This window comes from Arcanobacterium phocae (assembly GCF_900105865.1).
GTDB lineage: Bacteria > Actinomycetota > Actinomycetes > Actinomycetales > Actinomycetaceae > Arcanobacterium > Arcanobacterium phocae.
Genome location: NZ_LT629804.1, coordinates 1,637,263 through 1,656,154 on the forward strand (window position 1 = coordinate 1,637,263; position 18,892 = coordinate 1,656,154).

Genomic DNA, 18,892 nt, shown 5'->3' on the forward strand with positions numbered 1-18,892 from the left:
AGCTTAGCCTTCGATACCTGCGAAGAACAGCTTATTCAACTCAAGCGGTACGATATATTCGCCATTTTTGTATACGCGCATATTCCCGGAAGCAATCTCATCAATAAGAATGACTTCACCGTTCGCATCGTAACCGAATTCGAACTTGATATCGTACAAGTCCAAGCCACGATCAGCCATTTCATCAGCGACGACGCGGGTAATATCCTGGGTCATTTGCTTGACTGCATCGTATTGTTCGGCACTCATAACTTCTAATGCAACAAGGGCGTCCTTTGTTACCAAAGGATCGCCCTTCTCATCGTTCTTAAAAGTCATTTCAACGTAGGCTGGAAGGTCAGCACCAAGTTCAACGTATTCGGAATATCGGCGATAGAAACTGCCTACGGCCTTGTATCGGCAAATTACTTCTAGGCCTTTGCCGAAAGGAGTGGCAGGAATAACTTCCATTGTTGTCTCGTCAAAATTGCTGGAAACAAAATGCGTCTTAATCCCTTTTTCATGCAAAATCTCGAAAAACAAGGTTGTCATTTTTAAATTGATCGCGCCGACGCCCGCGATAGATAGACCAACCGCGTTTTCGCCCGGATCAAATACACCGTCTTTGCCAGTAACGTCATCTTTGAATTTCAGTTCATAATGACCGTTTTCTAGCTCATAAACGTTCTTTGTCTTGCCAGAGTAGACCAGTTTATTTGTCATCTGTTTTCCTTAGTTTTAGTTGTGTTGAGTGACTGAATAGGTATGCGATATCGCAGAGTTTTTTTCGAGAACTTTCTGACTATCTTCCGCGCGTTGAGTACGCAGATGCTGGGTAAGAGTGTCATTTTCGACAGCTAAAATCTGGCATGCCAGAATCGCTGCATTCTTCGCACCGTTAATTGCAACAGTCGCAACCGGAATACCGGGAGGCATCTGGACGGTGGAAAGCAATGCGTCCATGCCGTCAAGATTTGTTGATACACACGGGATACCAATAACTGGTAAGACCGTGTTTGCTGCGAGAACACCAGCAAGATGCGCAGCCATGCCAGCTGCTGCGATAATGACCCCATAGCCGTTATCTTTGGCTGTTTGAGCAAATTCAATAGCCTCTTGAGGAGTACGATGAGCAGATAAAACGTTGACTGTGAAATCAACTGGGGTTTGTTTGAGATAAAGTATTGCTTTTTCGATGATCGGTAGATCACTGTCACTTCCCATGACCAGAGCAATTTTTCTCACGAGCCCTCCAGATATTAAAAATGGGCACATTCCTACAAAGAATGCACCCAGACGGACGATCACGATCCCTTGGCTCCATGTTGTTAATTCAACTTAAAACCGCCAGTTACCAAGGTGGTTTCACCTTAACAACGGAACCACGTGAAAGTCCAGCAAAAAACACCGGTTTCTCAAATAATGAAACATAAAGTCTTATAAATGTTTCACATATTGACACGTTGCCCTTAGTTTTGACTAAGACTCTTATTGAGAAAATAGTCAAAAATAGTAGTTGGCAATATCGACCGAAGCAATAAAATGGGGCCAGCTCCGCTCACTGGATATCGTTTTTTCGGTCGGGCACTATCCACGGCAGCAACAATTGCGTTTGCAGTGCGATCTGGCCCATCGGCATGCTCGTAACTTTTCACGAATGCGGATTTAAAACCCTCCACCTGGGCGCGGTAGGCATCGCCATGTTTAACACGGTCAACGACTTCCATAGCACGATCTAAAAACTCGGTTTGCACCGGACCAGGCTCAATAATAGATACATTGATACCAAAGCGTTTCACTTCGTTCCGCAAAGAATCGCTCAACGCTTCCACGGCGTGCTTCGACGCTGAATACCAGCCACCCATCGGCAACGCCACCTTGCCAACCACCGAGGCAACATTGACAATGCGACCTTCACCTGCATCGCGCATGTACGGTAGAACAGCTTTTGTCACTCTCATAAGTCCGAACACATTTACCTGGAACTGCCGTTGAGCTTCATCCAAGCTCACGTTTTCCAACATACCGAAGCCGCCATACCCGGCATTATTAACTAAGCCATAGATACTGCCGTGGGCTTCAGTGATTGTGCGAACACCTTGTTCGACGTCGTCATCACTAGTAACGTCCATACGCAACAGATGCGCGCCCTGCTTTGCCAAGCTACCCATCCGTTCTACGCGACGCGCAGCTGCATACACCACATATCCACGACTCAACAATTTCTCTACTGCCAGCTTGCCAAATCCGGAGCTAGCCCCAGTTACCAGAACAACCTTTGCCATCACTTAGCCATCTTTTCTATCGGTTTTCAGATAGTCTACCGACATGGCTTCAGCTTCGTACCACAGTTATGCCAGCAACGTAACAATTTCCATATGGTGGGTATGAGGAAAGATATCAAAACCGTTCATAGATAGTACACGTCGCCCAGTATTCATTAGCGTCGCCACGTCGCGTGCAGCTGAGGCCGGATCACACGAAACCAGCACAATGCGACGAGCACCGCTGTGCCCAATCTGATCTGCCAACCCGATTCCTAAACCATGGCGAGGCGGATCTGCAACAATCACATCAGCGTTAAAATCAGGCAATTCATTGCCCAATTGTTGCACGTGCGCCTCAGCCCACGACATGCCTGCAAGATTCTTCTTCGCATCTGACGTTGCCTGCGCCGACCCCTCGATACCTAAGAATTTGCCTTGCTTTGTTGCAGCCCGAGCAAGCGGGACAGAGAACAAGCCGGAACCAGAAAAAAGTTCTAACACACGATGTCCAGGCTGCACTGCTGAACGCGCAACCACTTCACGTTGCAATACCCCGGGAGCTCGGAAATGCACCTGCCAAAATCCGTCTGCAGCTACGTTGTACTCATAGAAGTCACGCTTGCCAGCAACTGTTTCTGAAACATGATAGTCAGTTCGGACCCGTGGCGAGGAGTAGACTTTGCCGTCACACACTGCGACGTTCTCACCCGTTGACGGAGCAACAAAGCGCACTCGTTTGCCTGGTTTGAAAGTCGAATCCCAATTATAACTAAAAATCAGCTCAGCTAAATCAGGTACTACTAACGGCAATGTATCGATAGGAATAAGATCGTGAGATTGCTCTTTATGCATGCCGAAGCCGTGCGCCATCTTAATCAAATCAACCCGGGTACGGGTCTGCCACCCATCAGTGCTGTCGATACCAGTAATTGCTGGTTCAACCCCTGCTTCCGCAAGATGCTCTTGTAGCTCAATCCCACCAACACGCCGAATTGCAGTGCGTAACACCGACGTCTTTAATTCACGTTGATACTCGAGCTCAACATGTGAAAAATCAGCAGCACCAGTAGCCCCAGCTACGCCTTCACTCCAAGCCGGCAGGATCCGGTGGCTACTCGGAACGATAACGTCACGAACGATTCCACGTGCCCACTTAGCCCGCTCTTTTGTTAGTTCTACCTCAACAGTCTCACCTGGCAAAGCGCCACGAACGAAAACGACACGTTCGCCATCGCGGGCCACCCCCAGCCCGCCGTGCGCAATATCGGTAATTTCAAGGTTAAGGTTAGACATCATGTTCCCCGCGTCCGTAGTTCTCTTCATAGCTATCATCCACGTTCCAGCCAGAAACATCAATGAGATAAGGCACTTCAGTGACCATTACCCCTGGTTCTAACTTCAATTCTGTGATGAGCTTAGGCGTTAAATGCCGAACGTAGAATCTATCCCACCACCCAGTAGACACTACACGGGGAATGAAGACTTCGATAACATCGTGCGGATGAAACTTCCGTAAAGCTCGAATATGTTCGATAAACGGTCCCCGAATAGCACCTCGCGGAGTTCCTAAAATAGTTAGTGAAACCGGGATACGAGCTGTAGCCCACTGCTCACGTACCTTCCGAGTAACGATAGGATCGATATCTATCAACACTGCCGACAAAGAGGACAGCCTAGTCGCCCGGGCCCATGAAACAGCTTTCATCGCTGGCTGGTCACAGTGTTCGATAAGGACTAAACCATGGACGCGTGTTGGTAGCCGACGAGCCACGACGTCGTCGTCAACCGCTAACGCATCCGAAACTCTTGATTGTCCCCGACGATGCCCCCATAAAAACGCTCCTGGTACCACCAGTAAGACTAACGCAGACACACTCCATTGTGGATGAACCCACGATATTAGTGCTAAAACTCCGGCAATGAAAATTCCATAAACTGTAAACAACCACTGCAAGAAATAAGCGTCATAGCGATCTTCAGCGTGGGTCGAATCACGTAGGATCGAACGCGAGCGATAGATCATAGCTACCGCCGTAACAAGCATGATCACGCCGACCATGAAGACAAAAACGCTAGCTAAAGCACTCGCTGAATCTAGAAAAGCTGTGGCAGTAGTAGCCAAAAAAGCAATGACCAGAACAATTGCTTTGCGGGGCCTAATCGAGTCACGCGCAGCTAATCGCCGTGGCAGTAACGTATCAATCGCCAAGTCGCGCAAAAGACGCGGGAGCTGGCGATAAGACGCATACGCGGCAGCTAAGCCCACGAACGTCAACAACACAGCCATGGCCACGGTGCCGACGACGCCGAAAATTGCAGTCGCAATCGGGATCGCAGGCACTGACAACCGCCGCCCGGGCAAATACAGAACAACAGAAAAGTAGAGTGTCAGTGCAATCAAGAAGAATGCCGGAACAAAAATACGTAACTGCTCTTCCGTATTCACCCTACGGTCTTCTGGCGAAACCATGACTCGTTCCGATGTAATCACAAGCAACGCAGCTGGGAAGAGAGCACCCAATGCGCTATCGATACGCGGGAAATAGCGGCTAATGAGGGGAGCTGATTCAAAAGCCTCCTGACGGGCCTCATTGATCGTTGCATAATCAATATGACCAAAGGCTTCTCGGGCCAATCCTGTGCCAAGGACTATGATTAACCCGGCGATGCCTAAGAATGTCAACCAGCGTGCCCACACAACTGGCGTTTCCAAACGCGCATACAAGCTAGGAATCGCCAGCAAAATAATAATCACCGGAGGCAACGCAACTGACCACCAACCAGGTCCAGTGATAGCAACGATTCCAATCGTGACGAGGTCTACCCCCATCATGATCAGTACTGCATAAGCCAGAATCTTTGCGGCAGCTAGAAGTACACCAGCCCAACCGCCGATGTAAACGTGCGCAACCTGGTGGAACGAACGCCGTGGAACCGCACGAGTCAAAGCTCTCAAGATATACAGGGTCAGCCCAAAGCCAACCAATCCAAGCGAAAAAGCAAGAGAAATCTCTGCGCTAGTGATTGCTAGCGATGCAGAACGTAGAATAAGCATAGGAGTTGCTAGAACTACCAGCCCGATCAAGGTAATGGAGGCAGTCTTAGCGATAGCCTGGGAACTTTCAGTAGAATGTTTCATCACGTCAATAGGTTACGCGGAAAAGTAGAGTAAGGTGGCGTTCTCATCGTGCATTTTGTCATTATGGGGTGTGGTCGGGTCGGATCCACGCTCGCTGTGAATTTAGAAAATCGCGGGCATTCAGTGTCCATTATCGATTCAAATGCCGATGCATTCCGGCGGCTACCCGAAGATTTTACCGGTCAGCTAGTTACTGGTTTGGGGTTTGACCGAGATGCTCTACGCCAAGCAGGAATTGAGGATGCTCAAGGTTTCGCTGCGACGTCATCCGGAGATAATTCCAATATTATTGCAGCACGCGTCGTGCGCGATACGTTCGGAGTGCAAAATGTCGTAGCTCGAATCTACGATCCAGAGCGCGCAGAGGTGTTTAACCGGTTAGGGATTGATACCGTAACTCCAGTTACGTGGAGCGCTGATCAGATGCTCCGCGAGCTCATTGCGCACGGTCCTCATGTGGACTACACAGATTCGCAGTACGGCGTAACATTGATCTGGGTTGATATCGATGAATCTTGGTATGGGATGGACGTCGCAAATATTCAGCGTATAACTGAATCCCGCGTTGCATACATCGGTCGATATGGCCAAGCTTTGTTGCCGCAGCCAGATACCGTGCTTCAAGATGGCGATGACCTGTGGCTTCTAGTCCAGCAGCAACGCACACATACTGTGCAACGAATTATGAACCATCATGTCCAGGAGGATTTTTAATGAAAGTGCTCATTGGCGGTGCCGGATCGGTTGGCCGCTCGATTGCACGCGAACTAGCTGCGCGCGGTCACGAAATTTTCATTGTAGATCGCTCGACCCAAGCTATGCGTGTTGCATCAGTGCCGGCAGCAGATTGGATACTTGGAGATGTCTGCGAATTAGACACATTAGAGCATATAGGCATGGAAACAACTGATATCGTTGTCGCGGCAACCGGTGACGATAAAGCTAATCTTGTCTTATCATTGCTAGCGAAAACTGAGTATGGAATCCCGCGTGTTATCGCGCGTGTCAACAATCCTGCTAATGAGTGGCTGTTTGATGAGTCGTGGGGCGTCGATGTAGCAGTATCCACGCCGCGGATAATGACCAACCTCATCGAAGACGCAGTTGGAGATGGCAATTTCGTCCGCAAACTCGATTTTATTGAGACACAAGCCTCGATGTTCCAAGGACAAGTCGCGCCTGATGCACCAATCGTAGGAACGCTTGTTGAAGATCTTGTATTGCCACCAGATTTCATCCTCGCTTCCGTGTTGCGCGACGGAACAGCGCTAGTGGCTGATCCAGATTTAACTTTCGACGTCGGAGATCAGCTTGTCCTCATCGGCAACGTTAACGATGAGTTAACGTTGACTGAGATTAATGAGCTTATTGCTACTAAACCTGCGCCGTCTGATCTGGAGCCGGAATCGGTTCAAGCGCTCGAATCATAAGCCACGAGAGCCAGCATACCAAGGCAAATAACGGTATTCCCATAACAAGTTTTGCAATGCCTAGTGCATTAGTTGCACTGGCAAAATACATCGGTAGCTGAACTGCCGCACGCATCGCAAACAGTGCTACCCACATCCATGTGACTGAGTAATATCTTCTGACTGTTGTTTTATGGTGCCGCCAAGTAGTACCTTCGCCTCGCATGGCTCCAATGAGCACCCCCATTAACGGCCATCGCACTAGGATCGAGAGTAAAAAAGCTACAAGATATGCAACATTGACGATTAGGCCCCAGACAAAAAAATCTGCTGCTTGACCAGTCTTCCACGCCATAAAAGCGGAAATGAGCACCGCACCTAAGCCACCGACAGCTGGTGACGGGTCAACACGTGAGATGAGCCGCCCAGCGATCGCGATGACTGCAGTCCCTAGTGAGACCCACGCGGCCCAACCGATCTGATGACTCGCCGCGAAAATAATAAGAAAGACCACGGTGGGAACAACGGATTCGACTATTCCACGCCAGCCACCGACAGCTTTCATTGCGTCGAAATCAGTGGCTGTAATTGCCGATAATGATGTTTCTTTTTTAACCATCATGGCCTTTCACTATTGTGTAGATCGGATTGTATATACAAGGTACACCGTGACGCTTTACTACCGCCCCACTAACGCGAAGAAATTGGCCGATATCGATAGCATGCAATACTCGCCGTGACTGGAATACAAGCTGAAGTACTACCCCGTTAACGTCCATAGTCACGGTTACTTCCGGTCTAGTTCCTTGCCCAGGATATGTTATTGCTGTGATCACACCGGTCACGGTGAGGAGGCGTCGCTGCACTTAGGCCTCACGAGTTTTGCCAACGTGTGGGACCTGTAGTTCGAGTAGTTCACGTGGCGGGTGAGGTGTGTTGCCACGTACGACGACGATATGCTTTGCAATGCGCAACATTCGCGTTGCCAACTGATCGTCAGACCCAGCCCGCCCATATAACGTGATACGCAAAAGCCATCGTGGTCCGTCAATTCCGATGAACCGGTGAGGAGCCACATGTTGGGTATCGGCGACGGGAACTTGCGCATGCAACTCGGTACCATAGGTTCCTTCAACCTCAATTGATGAGCCACCCTGCTGGGCAATTGACGTGATCATATCCCGCCGCACATCATTCCAAATCCCAGCAGAACGTGGGGCTGCAAACACCTGCAGTTGCATTGCCGCGTCATCGATGACATAGACAATTCCATAAACTGTTTTCTGTGAATGATCCACAGAAAACTGAATCGAGGCATCGCGAACTACCGGAATCCATAACGCGCCAGCGTCTAACAGGTCACCGCGATCCGGATGATCAGCGTAATCGTATGGGCCGGTTGTCGCTGCTTGCGAACTCGATTGATCGATTGGTCCAGACGTGCTGGACTCTTTCTCTTTGCGACGAGAAAACCACCCCATAGTTACACTCCTTCAATAAGCTTTTTCGATAGAATAAACTCGCCGGTTTAAAATCGGCGAGTTTATTCTATCAGGGCTCAGGAAGCACACTCTGTGCAAACAGGTAAACCGTTCTCTTCGTATGCTAATTGCGAGCGATGATGTACTAGGAAGCATTCCGAACATGTGAATTCATCGTCCTGTGGAGGAACCACAGCAACCGAGAGTTCAACATTCGATAAATCAGCCCCAGGCAGTTCAAAACCTTCGGCGGCTTCGGTTTCGTCCTCGTCTACCGAGTTAGACTGGTGGTCTGACCGGCGAGCACCTAGCTGCTCAAGGGAGTCCTCCTTGAGTTCCTCGTCTTGTTTACGAGGAGCGTCGTAATCAGTTGCCATGAATCGTGTCCTAACATGAAATAACGCGTTCTGTCCTCCATGTTGTACCACTTTACCGAGTATTTGACAAGAGGTAGTTCATGGCATTTTTCAAACACACCGCACTTGTCTGCCAAAAACTGTGAAAGAATGGCACTCTAGTGCTGTATGAGGAGGACTAATGATCGAGCTTGAACTATTGGGCGTGCACCCCGATGGGCAACAACTATCTTTGAATGATGTGGATGGCAACAGGTATTTGCTTCCAATCACTGATTCTCTGCGGGCTGCACTACGCAAAGATACCCCTGTAGCCAAGGCCCCAGACGAAGCTCCCAGGCCGATGTCGCCACGTGAAATTCAAGCTCATATTCGAGCCGGAATGAGCGTCGCTGAGGTCAGTGAATTATCGTCTTTACCAGCATCACAAGTTGCTATCTTCGCTCACCCAATTTTCGCTGAACGCGAATATACTGCCTCCCGCGCCCGCAACTTCCGGCAGAGTGCTGACGTAGGCAGTATGACCATCGAAGAGCTCGTCGTTTCCCGTTTGGTCCCGCGCGGGGTTATCGCGAGTAATATCAACTGGGATGCAACCCGTACCTCAGGTGGGCCGTGGATGCTCATCGCACGCTACACAGTGGCCAACAGTGATTACGAAGCTTCATGGATTATCAATACCCGCAGTCAGACAGTCGAGGCCACCAACGATGAAGCTACATGGCTAACTGAAACTCAGATTCCTACTCCATCATCGCCATGGCGTCCGTTGAATACGCCCACGGTAGATGAAGAGCATGAGCGACCAATTATTACTGCATTAGACGCACAACCTGCCTCAGCCGGCACACCTTCCATTGATGACATGCTAGCCTCCTTAGATTCTCAACGTGGGAAGTCTCGACGAATGCCCGGAATCGATTTTTTCGACGGCGCACATCCTGCTGATTCTGATGTTGAGAATGTTACCGATGCCACCGTCGTCGAGTTACCTTCGCGTGCCACACGCGAGGATAAACAAACTCAAGATCGAACTCCTTCAACTGCCCCGACTGCGGATTCAGCAGATGAAAACACTCTGCCGCTAGGCAAAAACGCTGTGGAAAAGAAAGCAAAACGTTCTGCTAAGCGACGCAATCGTCCAGCGATGCCATCATGGGACGAAATAGTTTTTGGCGCACCAAAAGACTAGTCGTCAGCTACGGGATCCTAAGTTGAGTGTCCCGTGCGATATTTCTGAGGCATGCGCGGTCTTAGCCGTCATGCCTTTCATATGGTGTTCGCGACACAAAACCTCATAACCGACTACCTCGTGGCGTTTGGTATCCCCCACCATGACCTGTTCGCCTTCGGTGACCATCACACCATTAATCGTTCGGGCATTATGCGTTGCACGTTTTCCGCACCAGCACAATGTCTCAACCTGGAGTCGTTCGACTCGATCTGCCAGCTCAAGCATTCGAGCTGAGCCGGGGAATAAGTTAGTCAAAAAATCAGTAGTGATGCCAAACCCCCACACGCTGATCTGCATCTCGTCTACGATCCGCGCCAGCTGATTTACTTGTTCTCGGCTGTAGAATTGGACCTCGTCACAAATGATGAAATCAACGCGTTCTCCTCGTTGACGTGCGGTGACGACGACGTTCCAGAAATCAGTCTGTTCTGTCACTTCAACCGCATCCGTGACAAGACCTAACCGCGATGACAGTTTTCCCGTGCCAGCGCGATCGTTCATTGCAAAAATTATGCCAGCTAGGCCACGTTGCTGATAATTGTGGGCGGTTTGTAGAGCTAACGTAGACTTACCGCAATCCATTGTGCCGGAGAAAAACACGAGCTCAGCCATCAGATAACCTCCACAATCAATGGAATAGACATTTCAGTACGAGTTAAAGATCCGTGGACCCCGATAAGCCCAATCGCATTACTCGACTGTACTCGGGAATCAACAAAAACGTGCGTGTCACGCGCGAACACCAAAACATCTCCCATAGTCTGACGGGTCAAATCACGAACTGGCCCTAAAAGCCCGCAGTCGATAGCTTCATCACGTGTTGCAACCCATGCATGATCTGCGACCGAATCCCGCCAGCGTTGCGCAACAGCTTGTGGATTTTTAGTGTAAAGATGAACCGCGCGCGGCTCACCAGCAACCACGTCTACCTCGGAATATAGCGACTTATGATCGGCAATGTCTACTCTATGCTCGACGTCGATCATGCCGTGGTCTGCCGTAATAACTAGCAGGGTACCGCTCGGTAAGGAACGACGTAGCAATCCGATTCCGGCATCAAACTGTTCTAGTTCACCAATCCAAGCATCAGACCCCCAGCCGTTCTTATGCCCGGCGGCGTCAATATCACCCCAGTAAAGGTAGGCTAGTCGTGCATCAGTAGCAAGTGCATGCACTGTTGCTCGAACTCGATCTGGTAAGGACTCAGCATAACGAGTGCGTGCACCGCGCAATGCCGCCGCAGATAATCCTGAACCATGGAACTTTTTCGGCTGAATGACTACTGTTTCGGATGCCAGCGTGCCAAGCTCTTCGAAACATGTCGGTTGCGTTTGCCATGTACTCACATCGACTGCGCGGTCTGGCCACGTAATCAGGGAGAAAGTTCGGGATGTGTGCGGAACTCGCAATGAATAGCCTGTCATCGCTGTCATGCCCGGCTGATGTCCGGTTCCAAATGCAGTAATTCCAGCCGCCGTCGTCGACGGAACAACAGTGGAGATGGATTTTTCGATTCCCATAGCTCTCATGTTGGGGGCATGTCCACGGCGCTCCAATAAATTATAAAAACCAAGACCATCAGCCATCACCACACACGCGCGCGGTGCTGCCGGTAGCTGGAGGGCATGGCGTGCTGCGTCGTCGTCAGTTAACCCCACACTCGCGCATAGCGCTGGCAAAACTTGATCCAAACGTTCCTGACCCGGCAAAAAAGCACCCGCAAAAAGATCTTTCATCGCTGTCCTAGCATAGCCACAAGTTCATTAATAAAGTCGACTCCAGGTTGGAAGTACGCTCCATCATGAACCGCTTCAAGATAGATCTGGAAGTCCTCATTTGTCAGTGCACCGAGATAACCATGATCATTAGTGCACATCGGGTCGTCACAGGCACCAGGGTGTAGATCTGCAGCGAAAGCTGCGCCCCAACGAAGCCGAAGCAGAACCGAGTTCAGCTGACCAGCTGTGTTTCCGGCTAACTGACGACGACGAACGACATGGTGTTCCTTAATTGATTGTAAATCAACCGCTTGCGCGGTAGTTACGAGCTCTCCGCTCGAATTCATTTCATAACTCGTGTCGGTATAAATCAAAAATAGTCGGCGGACTGACGCTGCAAATACGACTACTCGTTCATAGACTGAATCAGCATCAAAAATTGTTTCTGGACGCACGTAAAAAGTACGAATCTCAGCGTCGCCAAGAGCTTGAGTAAGGTCGTCGAAAACGGGCGAATTTAGTGGAAGCAACCGCTCAAGCACGGCCACCAATTCAGACATACGATCATTATCCATCGTTTCCATTGTTCCATATTGCCTCGCGGCGTTATAAGCGGGGTTGCCTTTCTCACCTGCCCACACCCGCGTTGTACCACCAAAAAGAAACCGTTTATAGAGATAATAGAGAAATGGCACATACCCAAACTGAACATATTACGAATATTGATGTCTCGGAGGAAATGCGAAACTCGTTCCTCGAATACTCCTATTCGGTGATTTACGCGCGTGCGTTACCGGACGCTCGCGACGGGCTCAAACCTGTTCAGCGCCGCATCCTCTTCCAAATGGATCAAATGGGATTGAAACCAGACCGCGGGCATGTTAAATCTTCCCGTGTTGTGGGTGATGTCATGGGACGTCTGCATCCTCACGGTGATTCCGCGATCTATGACGCTATGGTCCGATTAGCCCAAAGTTTTTCGTTACGCATCCCGTTCGTTGACGGCCACGGAAACTTTGGTTCTCCCGACGACGGACCAGCAGCTCCCCGCTATACCGAAGTCCGCATGGCACCCGCCGCCCTAGCGATGACCGCATCGTTGGGTGAAGACGTCGTTGACATGGTCCCTAACTATGACAACACCTACCAAGAACCAGAAGTCCTGCCGGCGGCAATACCAAGCTTATTAGTAAACGGTTCGTCTGGAATCGCCGTCGGCATGGCAACAAATATGGCTCCACACAACCTTAATGAAGTTATTGCTGGGGCAAGATTTTTGCTTGATAATCCGAAAGCCACACTCGAAGAGCTGATGCGTTATATCCCCGGGCCTGATTTGCCAGACGGAGGAAAGATTGTTGGCCTAGACGGAATTAGGCAAGCGTACGAGACTGGCCGTGGTATTTTCCGTACTCGTGCTACTGCTCATATTGAAAATGTGACACCACGCAAAAAAGGCATCATTTTTACCGAATTGCCCTATCTCACTGGCCCAGAGAAAGTCATTGAGAAGATTAAAGACGGCGTATCTTCCAAGAAACTTCAAGGCATTTCTGGAGTGCAAAATCTTACTGACCGTCATCACGGTACGCGACTTGTGGTTGAGGTCAAGAACGCTTTTAATCCAGAGGCAGTTCTAGCTGCGCTATATCAACACACACCGTTAGAGGATTCGTTTGGCATCAACAACGTTGCGCTGGTTGATGGTCAGCCGCGCTTGATGGGATTGAAAGAGATCCTCACAGTTTTCCTTGATCACCGCCGGTCCGTAACAAAACGTCGATGTGAATATCGTTTGCGAAAAGCGCAAGAGCGTCTCCACCTGGTTGAAGGCTTACTTATTGCCATCGTCGATATCGATGAGGTCATAGCCGTCATCCGTTCTTCTGAAGATTCGGCTACTGCCGCTGGTCGGCTAATGAGCGTATTTGATCTATCGCAGGCGCAGGCCGACTACATCCTTGAGCTACGTTTACGTCGGCTTACTAAGTTCTCTCAGATTGAGCTTGAGTCTGAACGAAACTCACTACAAGACACGATCGACGAGTTGTTGGCTATCCTCAGTTCTGATGATCGGATGCGTAACCTTATTTCTAGTGAGTTAGCTGATGTGGCCCGTAAGTATGGGACGCCACGTCGCACAGTACTGTTAGAGTCTGATGCTTCAACGCAATCGACAAAGTCTAAGGCTCCTAAACTCAAGATCGAAGATGACCCCTGCCGGGTTATTCTGTCCGCAACCGGACGGATTGCTCGTATTGTTGATGGTGAGCCTCTTCGACGAGAAGGGCCACGCGTTGCCCATGATGCTCTTACATCGATCGTCGAGACGAGTAACCTCAGTGAGATAGGAGTTGTTACCAGCACCGGTAATGTACACCGTCTCAATGTGGTTGACGTACCCTCGATACCAGATACGGAAAATGCGCCAAGTTTAGCGGCTGGGACAGTATTGACCGAGTTGCTTTTGCTAGCGCCCAGGGAACGGCCTCTTGCGCTCATAAGCTTGGCTGCACAGAAGTCTGTTCTTACCTTGGCTACCGCACAAGGGAAGATCAAGCGAGTTACTCTTGATCCTCCGAATAAGAGTCAATTCGAAGCTATCACGTTGCTTGAGAACGATGAGGTCATTGGAGCTCAAGTATCGCGCGACACAGACGTTATCGTGCTGGTAACATCCGATGCTCAATTGTTACGCTTCGACGCTAGCGCTGTGCGCCCTCAGGGCCGAAGCGGGCAAGGAATCGCGGGAATTAGAGTCAACGATAAGGCCAGCGTTATCGCTCTGGGAGTCGTACCCGGGAACGACTTAGCCGCTCACGGCGTCGTCACCGTTGCCAGTGCTTCCGATGCGCTTCCTGGCACCATGCCCGGAACCGCAAAAGTTACCCCAATTGACCGCTACCCCGCCAAAGGCCGTGGCACTGGTGGCGTACGCGCGCAACGTTTCCTCCGAGGTGAAGACATCCTGTCCATGGCATGGGTGGGACAGCTACCGGCTCGAGCCGTTGGTATCGAAGGCAAGCCTGTTGAGTTGCCAGAGATTGACGAACGACGTGACGCATCTGGCTCACCACTGAGCGATATTATTGAAGCACTCGGCTGAGGCGAATTCACAACGTTAAAGACATAACGTGAGTTCGTCCTACCTCTGAAAATCCGGTTTCGTCAAAAACATCAATAAAGGCAGAACCATCTGGGTCTGTTACTGCCACGTCAGCAACAACCGAATCGTATCCAGCCTGTGTGAAACGCTCCAATACTGCGCTAACTAAGGCTGACCCTACACCCGAGTTACGCCACTGTGCGCTCACAACAACTTCCTCAATATAGGCCTCCGGTTTTTCTTGACCGTCAACCAGGCTGACAAACACAGATGCCAACAAATAGCCGACAACACGTGGCCGATCTCCAAAGCGGTCAACTGCAACCAGACACCACTCCCGATCGACGTCGGCCAAAACTAATGTCCACGATTCAGCAGTTTGAATATCAAACAGTGATGATTCGCGAACAACCATGTTATGCATCCGACGCACGTCCTCAAGCATCTCATCTGCCAATTCCTCGATCGACACATAATTCGACAGCTTATGCCCAGGCAGTTGCAGCGTCGTCTTCCCTCGAACTTGTACAAATGTTGCTCGTCTTATAAAACCAAAATTGCCCGCAAGTTGTGCAACATTATCATGGTCAGTTTCCACATATAGTAGTGCATGTGCGTTATCAGCACCAAGATGTTCAGATAGCTCCTGTGCCACCGAGATCTGGCGTTGTAACAGCTCTGCCCCTAACCCATGGGAACGCCACCGGGAATGCACTACTCCAGATAAGGTGATCGTGTTAGTAGCTGACCCATCATTAGCTAACCTAGCTAGACCGAAGGCCACCAGAGTACTGCCAACCCACGCTCCTTGTGCGCGCCATACATGGCTTGCACCAAAATAGGATTCAATCTCGCCACGAGATGTCCGGATAGGATTGTTGTCGAATATTTCAGTCGATGAAATAAGGTTAATCAACTGCTCAAGATGTGCTGGGAGGAGTTCTGACCAAACCCACGGCTTAGCATTTTTCATCAGATATCAATGGAGTAAACAATCTCGCGATGGGCAAATTCAAAGCCAGCGGAGACCAACGACTGTGGTATTTGTTCATAACGACTAACAACCGGCACGGCAACTGTTGTTATACCAGCATCGTGAGCAAAGCCTAAAACACTCAGCATCAGATCTGTGCCAATACCGTTGCGCCGCAAAGCTCTTTCGATGCCGTAATAATAAATTCGAAGAGCAGATACCTCAGGAATCTGTTCCGCAAGCATGTATCCTACAAGCTGGTGGTCTTTAATAAGCAACAAAGAAAAATCGTGATCTGCACGTGATAACTTTGCCTGCCAAGCGGGCACAGAGATCGGTTGGTAACGTTCTAGCTCAAGGATAAGCCGGTTGTGCAATTTACGTAGTTCGGTGTCAACACTTGGATTATAGCTTTCTAGCTGAAACCCCTGTGTTCCTAACCGTTCACGGGCTTTGAGCGAAACATCGCGATACCTGTCCGAGATCTTAGTAGACACATGAGTAATATAGCTAATTGGAGCATAGCCACCGGCAGCCAAGAGGCGTCGTCGCCCCGCATTTTTTTCCGTGACTAACGCACGAATAGATACCGGGAGATCTGACGGATACTGTGACATAAGTTGACGAGCTCGATCATCTTGCCATTCCAAAAGTGAGCGTCCGATGCCACGCCCGACCCAATCAGGCCGAACCACAGCTGATACTTCAGCTTGCAATTCCGATAGAGGCTTATCATTAACTAACACTGTAGCCACAGCTTGAAGCTTCCCATGTTGGTCCCAGCCACTGAGCACATCATACGTGCCAGGTTGCGCGGTAATTTCGTCAAACCAATGACTCACAGTCCGAGAAGACGGTGGCGCGAACCCAAATGGAGATTCCGTAAGACTGGACATAAGATCAACAACAGCAGATAGGTCTGCGCGCACTAGCTCTCGCCATGTCAGCCCAAGATGTGGGCCAGGTAGCCGGACGACAGCTGGGGCGCCTAGACGTTCGGCAAATGACCGGCTACGTAACGGTGGTGTCTCTGGATGCTGCATATGGCCTAGTTTACCCTCTTAGATGTCGATCCGGTCACGAGAAATTTGTGATGCGCCATCAATAATAAACTCTTTTCGTGGCGCAACATCGGATCCCATCAGTAGTTCGAATGTTTCCTCCGCATATCGTAGCGCTACTTCATCTGCCATCGATATACGCCGTAGCGAGCGATGCGTCGGATCCATTGTTGTTTCTGCTAATTGGTCCGCGTCCATCTCGCCCAAGCCCTTGTACCGCTGGATTGGTTCTTTATAGCTTCTTTTCGCACGCTCGAGTTTCTTAAGCTCCTGCTGGAGTTGGGCATCAGAATAAGTGTAGATATATTCCCCTTTACGACGCCCTTGCCCAGACACTTCGATTCGGTGAAGTGGCGGGACGGCAGCATATACGCGACCGGCTTCAACTAACGGACGCATGTAACGGAAAAATAGTGTTAAAAGCAATGTACGAATATGGGCACCGTCTACATCTGCATCGGTCATAAAAACAACTTTGCCGTATCGAGCCGCGTCGAGATCGAAGGTTCGTCCCGAACCAGCACCGATGACTTGGATAATCGACGATACTTCCTGGTTTTTCAAGATGTCTGCCGGAGAAGCTTTTTGCACATTGAGGATTTTACCGCGGATTGGCAACAAAGCTTGAAATTCAGAGTTTCGAGCTAATTTAGCAGTTCCCAGCGCAGAATCGCCCTCGACAATAAATAGTTCTGAGTGTTCCACATCTTCACTGCGACAGTCAGCTAATTTTGCTGGCAACGACGACGTCTCCAGTGCGTTCTTTCGGCGAGAAATCTCTTTCTGAGTCCGGGCAGCGACTCGTGCCCGCATTTCTGCGACTATTTTCTCCAGTAGCCTAGAATTTTCTGTTTTCTGATCGCGCTTTGTCGATGCCAAAATTTTTGACAGTTCAGTATCGACAACTTTAGCCACGATTCCTCTGACCGGAGCAGTGCCTAAAATTTCTTTTGTTTGCCCCTCGAACTGAGGCTCTGGGAATCGCACGGCAACAACGGCGGTCAGCCCGGCAAGAATATCGTCTTTTTCAATTCGTGGGTCGCGCGCAGTTATCTTAAGCTGACGAGCCTTTTGATCAATAGTAGCCCGAACAACCTTCACTAGCCCCTGCTCAAAGCCACCTATATGACTACCACCTTTAGGCGTAGCAATAATATTGACAAAGGATTCTTCGATAGTGTCGTATCCACTTCCCCATCTTAGAGCAATATCTACTGCGCACGAACGTTCCACATCAGTTGCTTTTAAATGCCCTGACTTCTTGTCTAGCACTTGAACAGTTTCGTTAAAGGTTCCTTCTCCGGTGAGATGCATTGTTGAAGTAACCGCCGGATCAGTAGCAAGAAAGTCAACGAAATCAACAACACCGCCGTCATATCGGAATTCTTCTTCTTGAGGTGTGTCGCTACGAGCATCTCGTACCGTAATAGTTAGGCCAGGAACCAGGAACGCTTTTTCGCGTACCCGTTCAATTAGGGCGTCGTATGAAAACGTCGAGTCGGCTGGAAAAATTTGTGGATCGTACCAGTAGCGCACACGCGTGCCGGTAACTTTTTTTGCGACTTTGCCAGTAACTCGCAGATTTGATGCACTCGTTGCTGGTGTAAAGGGCGCATCCGGACTAAGCGTAGCTCCGTCGTCGAATGTTCCAGGCTCACCGCGCTGGAATGAAATTTCGTATGTTTTACCGTTACGGTTGACCGCTACGTCCAGCCGCTGAGATAAAGCGTTAACAACAGACGCCCCAACACCGTGCAAACCGCCAGATGACGAATAAGATCCGCCACCAAATTTTCCGCCTGCATGCAACTTGGTGTAGACAACTTCAACTCCCGATGCACCAGTTCCGGGTACCTCATCTACCGGGATTCCACGACCATCATCACAGACTTCAACAGATGAATCGGGGTGAAGAATGATAGCAATAGTCGATGCGTAACCTTCGGTAGCTTCGTCTACAGCGTTGTCAATAATCTCCCAAGCACAATGCATCAGCCCTCGAGAATCGGTGGAACCGATATACATTCCAGGGCGCTTGCGAACAGCTTCGAGGCCCTCGAGCACGGACAAATGGCGAGCTGTGTATTCTTCTTTGATCTGCGGCACGTTCTTCATTCTATCGTCTATTGCCATTAGAATATGACAAGGCACGTGCGAGGTTGCTCGCAC

General features: G+C 49.9%; 18 protein-coding genes and 1 riboswitch. Of the genes, 4 read left to right on the forward strand and 14 right to left on the reverse strand.

Annotated features, from left to right (window positions below; genetic code table 11):
- Nucleotides 1–3: 3 nt before the first annotated feature.
- From BLT51_RS07320 to BLT51_RS07340, 5 genes are all read right to left on the reverse strand, one after another.
- Nucleotides 4–702 carry a phosphoribosylaminoimidazolesuccinocarboxamide synthase gene (locus BLT51_RS07320; RefSeq protein ID WP_091281680.1) on the reverse strand — a complete coding sequence of 233 codons (699 nt, stop codon included), beginning with the start codon at nt 700–702 and terminating at the stop codon, nt 4–6.
- Nucleotides 703–717: 15 nt separating this feature from the next.
- Nucleotides 718–1,224, reverse strand: coding sequence for a 5-(carboxyamino)imidazole ribonucleotide mutase (gene purE, locus BLT51_RS07325; RefSeq protein ID WP_091282684.1), 507 nt, complete (start codon nt 1,222–1,224; stop codon nt 718–720).
- Between the two features lie 38 nt (nt 1,225–1,262).
- Nucleotides 1,263–1,344: riboswitch (ZMP/ZTP riboswitch) on the reverse strand.
- A gap of 104 nt (nt 1,345–1,448) precedes the next feature.
- Nucleotides 1,449–2,264 (reverse strand): oxidoreductase, encoded by an 816-nt coding sequence (locus tag BLT51_RS07330; protein ID WP_091281681.1) that lies wholly within the window; start codon nt 2,262–2,264, stop codon nt 1,449–1,451.
- 66 nt (nt 2,265–2,330) lie between these two features.
- Nucleotides 2,331–3,569 carry a class I SAM-dependent RNA methyltransferase gene (locus BLT51_RS07335; RefSeq protein ID WP_172801338.1) on the reverse strand — a complete coding sequence of 413 codons (1,239 nt, stop codon included), beginning with the start codon at nt 3,567–3,569 and terminating at the stop codon, nt 2,331–2,333.
- Nucleotides 3,532–5,388: an APC family permease gene (locus tag BLT51_RS07340; protein WP_157672960.1), complete on the reverse strand. Its 1,857-nt coding sequence runs from the start codon at nt 5,386–5,388 to the stop codon at nt 3,532–3,534. Before BLT51_RS07340 ends, BLT51_RS07335 begins: the two co-directional genes overlap by 38 nt.
- A 60-nt stretch (nt 5,389–5,448) precedes the next feature.
- On the opposite strand from BLT51_RS07340, the gene BLT51_RS07345 reads away from it, so the two are divergent.
- On the forward strand, nt 5,449–6,099 hold the full coding sequence (locus tag BLT51_RS07345; RefSeq protein ID WP_091281688.1) for a potassium channel family protein: 651 nt from the start codon (nt 5,449–5,451) through the stop codon (nt 6,097–6,099).
- Nucleotides 6,099–6,815, forward strand: a complete 717-nt coding sequence (locus BLT51_RS07350) for a potassium channel family protein (protein ID WP_091281690.1) — start codon at nt 6,099–6,101, stop codon at nt 6,813–6,815. Before BLT51_RS07345 ends, BLT51_RS07350 begins: the two co-directional genes overlap by 1 nt.
- Here BLT51_RS07350 and BLT51_RS07355 read toward each other — a convergent pair.
- From BLT51_RS07355 to BLT51_RS07365, 3 genes are all read right to left on the reverse strand, one after another.
- Complete coding sequence (locus BLT51_RS07355) at nt 6,760–7,416, reverse strand: DUF3159 domain-containing protein (RefSeq protein ID WP_231943932.1); 657 nt, start codon at nt 7,414–7,416, stop codon at nt 6,760–6,762. The two genes, BLT51_RS07350 and BLT51_RS07355, sit on opposite strands and share 56 nt — an antisense overlap.
- A gap of 244 nt (nt 7,417–7,660) precedes the next feature.
- A complete protein-coding gene (locus tag BLT51_RS07360; protein ID WP_091281694.1) occupies nt 7,661–8,275 on the reverse strand; it encodes a DUF3710 domain-containing protein in 615 nt (204 codons plus the stop codon).
- Between the two features lie 77 nt (nt 8,276–8,352).
- Nucleotides 8,353–8,652, reverse strand: a complete 300-nt coding sequence (locus BLT51_RS07365) for a DUF4193 domain-containing protein (RefSeq protein WP_091281697.1) — start codon at nt 8,650–8,652, stop codon at nt 8,353–8,355.
- Between the two features lie 160 nt (nt 8,653–8,812).
- On the opposite strand from BLT51_RS07365, the gene sepH reads away from it, so the two are divergent.
- The gene (sepH, locus tag BLT51_RS07370; RefSeq protein ID WP_091281700.1) at nt 8,813–9,823 is read left to right on the forward strand and encodes a septation protein SepH; all 1,011 of its coding nucleotides are present in this window, start codon (nt 8,813–8,815) and stop codon (nt 9,821–9,823) included.
- A 3-nt stretch (nt 9,824–9,826) separates the two neighbouring features.
- Here the strand turns inward: sepH and BLT51_RS07375 are convergent, their stop codons facing one another.
- Genes BLT51_RS07375 through BLT51_RS07385 form a run of 3 tightly spaced genes read right to left on the reverse strand, consistent with a single transcriptional unit; the run spans nt 9,827 to nt 12,158 of the window.
- The gene (locus tag BLT51_RS07375; RefSeq protein WP_091281703.1) at nt 9,827–10,477 is read right to left on the reverse strand and encodes a thymidine kinase; all 651 of its coding nucleotides are present in this window, start codon (nt 10,475–10,477) and stop codon (nt 9,827–9,829) included.
- Nucleotides 10,477–11,601 (reverse strand): alkaline phosphatase family protein, encoded by a 1,125-nt coding sequence (locus BLT51_RS07380; protein ID WP_091281706.1) that lies wholly within the window; start codon nt 11,599–11,601, stop codon nt 10,477–10,479. Before BLT51_RS07380 ends, BLT51_RS07375 begins: the two co-directional genes overlap by 1 nt.
- Nucleotides 11,598–12,158, reverse strand: coding sequence for a DUF5998 family protein (locus BLT51_RS07385; RefSeq protein WP_157672961.1), 561 nt, complete (start codon nt 12,156–12,158; stop codon nt 11,598–11,600). Before BLT51_RS07385 ends, BLT51_RS07380 begins: the two co-directional genes overlap by 4 nt.
- Before the next feature lie 113 nt (nt 12,159–12,271).
- On the opposite strand from BLT51_RS07385, the gene BLT51_RS07390 reads away from it, so the two are divergent.
- On the forward strand, nt 12,272–14,689 hold the full coding sequence (locus BLT51_RS07390; RefSeq protein WP_091281711.1) for a DNA gyrase/topoisomerase IV subunit A: 2,418 nt from the start codon (nt 12,272–12,274) through the stop codon (nt 14,687–14,689).
- 7 nt (nt 14,690–14,696) lie between these two features.
- Here BLT51_RS07390 and BLT51_RS07395 read toward each other — a convergent pair whose 3' ends face one another.
- From BLT51_RS07395 to BLT51_RS07405, 3 genes are read right to left on the reverse strand one after another with little or no spacing between them, the layout of a single operon-like run.
- Nucleotides 14,697–15,662 carry a GNAT family N-acetyltransferase gene (locus BLT51_RS07395; protein ID WP_091281713.1) on the reverse strand — a complete coding sequence of 322 codons (966 nt, stop codon included), beginning with the start codon at nt 15,660–15,662 and terminating at the stop codon, nt 14,697–14,699.
- The gene (locus BLT51_RS07400; protein WP_091281715.1) at nt 15,662–16,705 is read right to left on the reverse strand and encodes a GNAT family N-acetyltransferase; all 1,044 of its coding nucleotides are present in this window, start codon (nt 16,703–16,705) and stop codon (nt 15,662–15,664) included. Before BLT51_RS07400 ends, BLT51_RS07395 begins: the two co-directional genes overlap by 1 nt.
- A gap of 18 nt (nt 16,706–16,723) precedes the next feature.
- Nucleotides 16,724–18,838 carry a DNA gyrase/topoisomerase IV subunit B gene (locus tag BLT51_RS07405; RefSeq protein WP_091281717.1) on the reverse strand — a complete coding sequence of 705 codons (2,115 nt, stop codon included), beginning with the start codon at nt 18,836–18,838 and terminating at the stop codon, nt 16,724–16,726.
- Between the last annotated feature and the right edge of the window lie 54 nt (nt 18,839–18,892).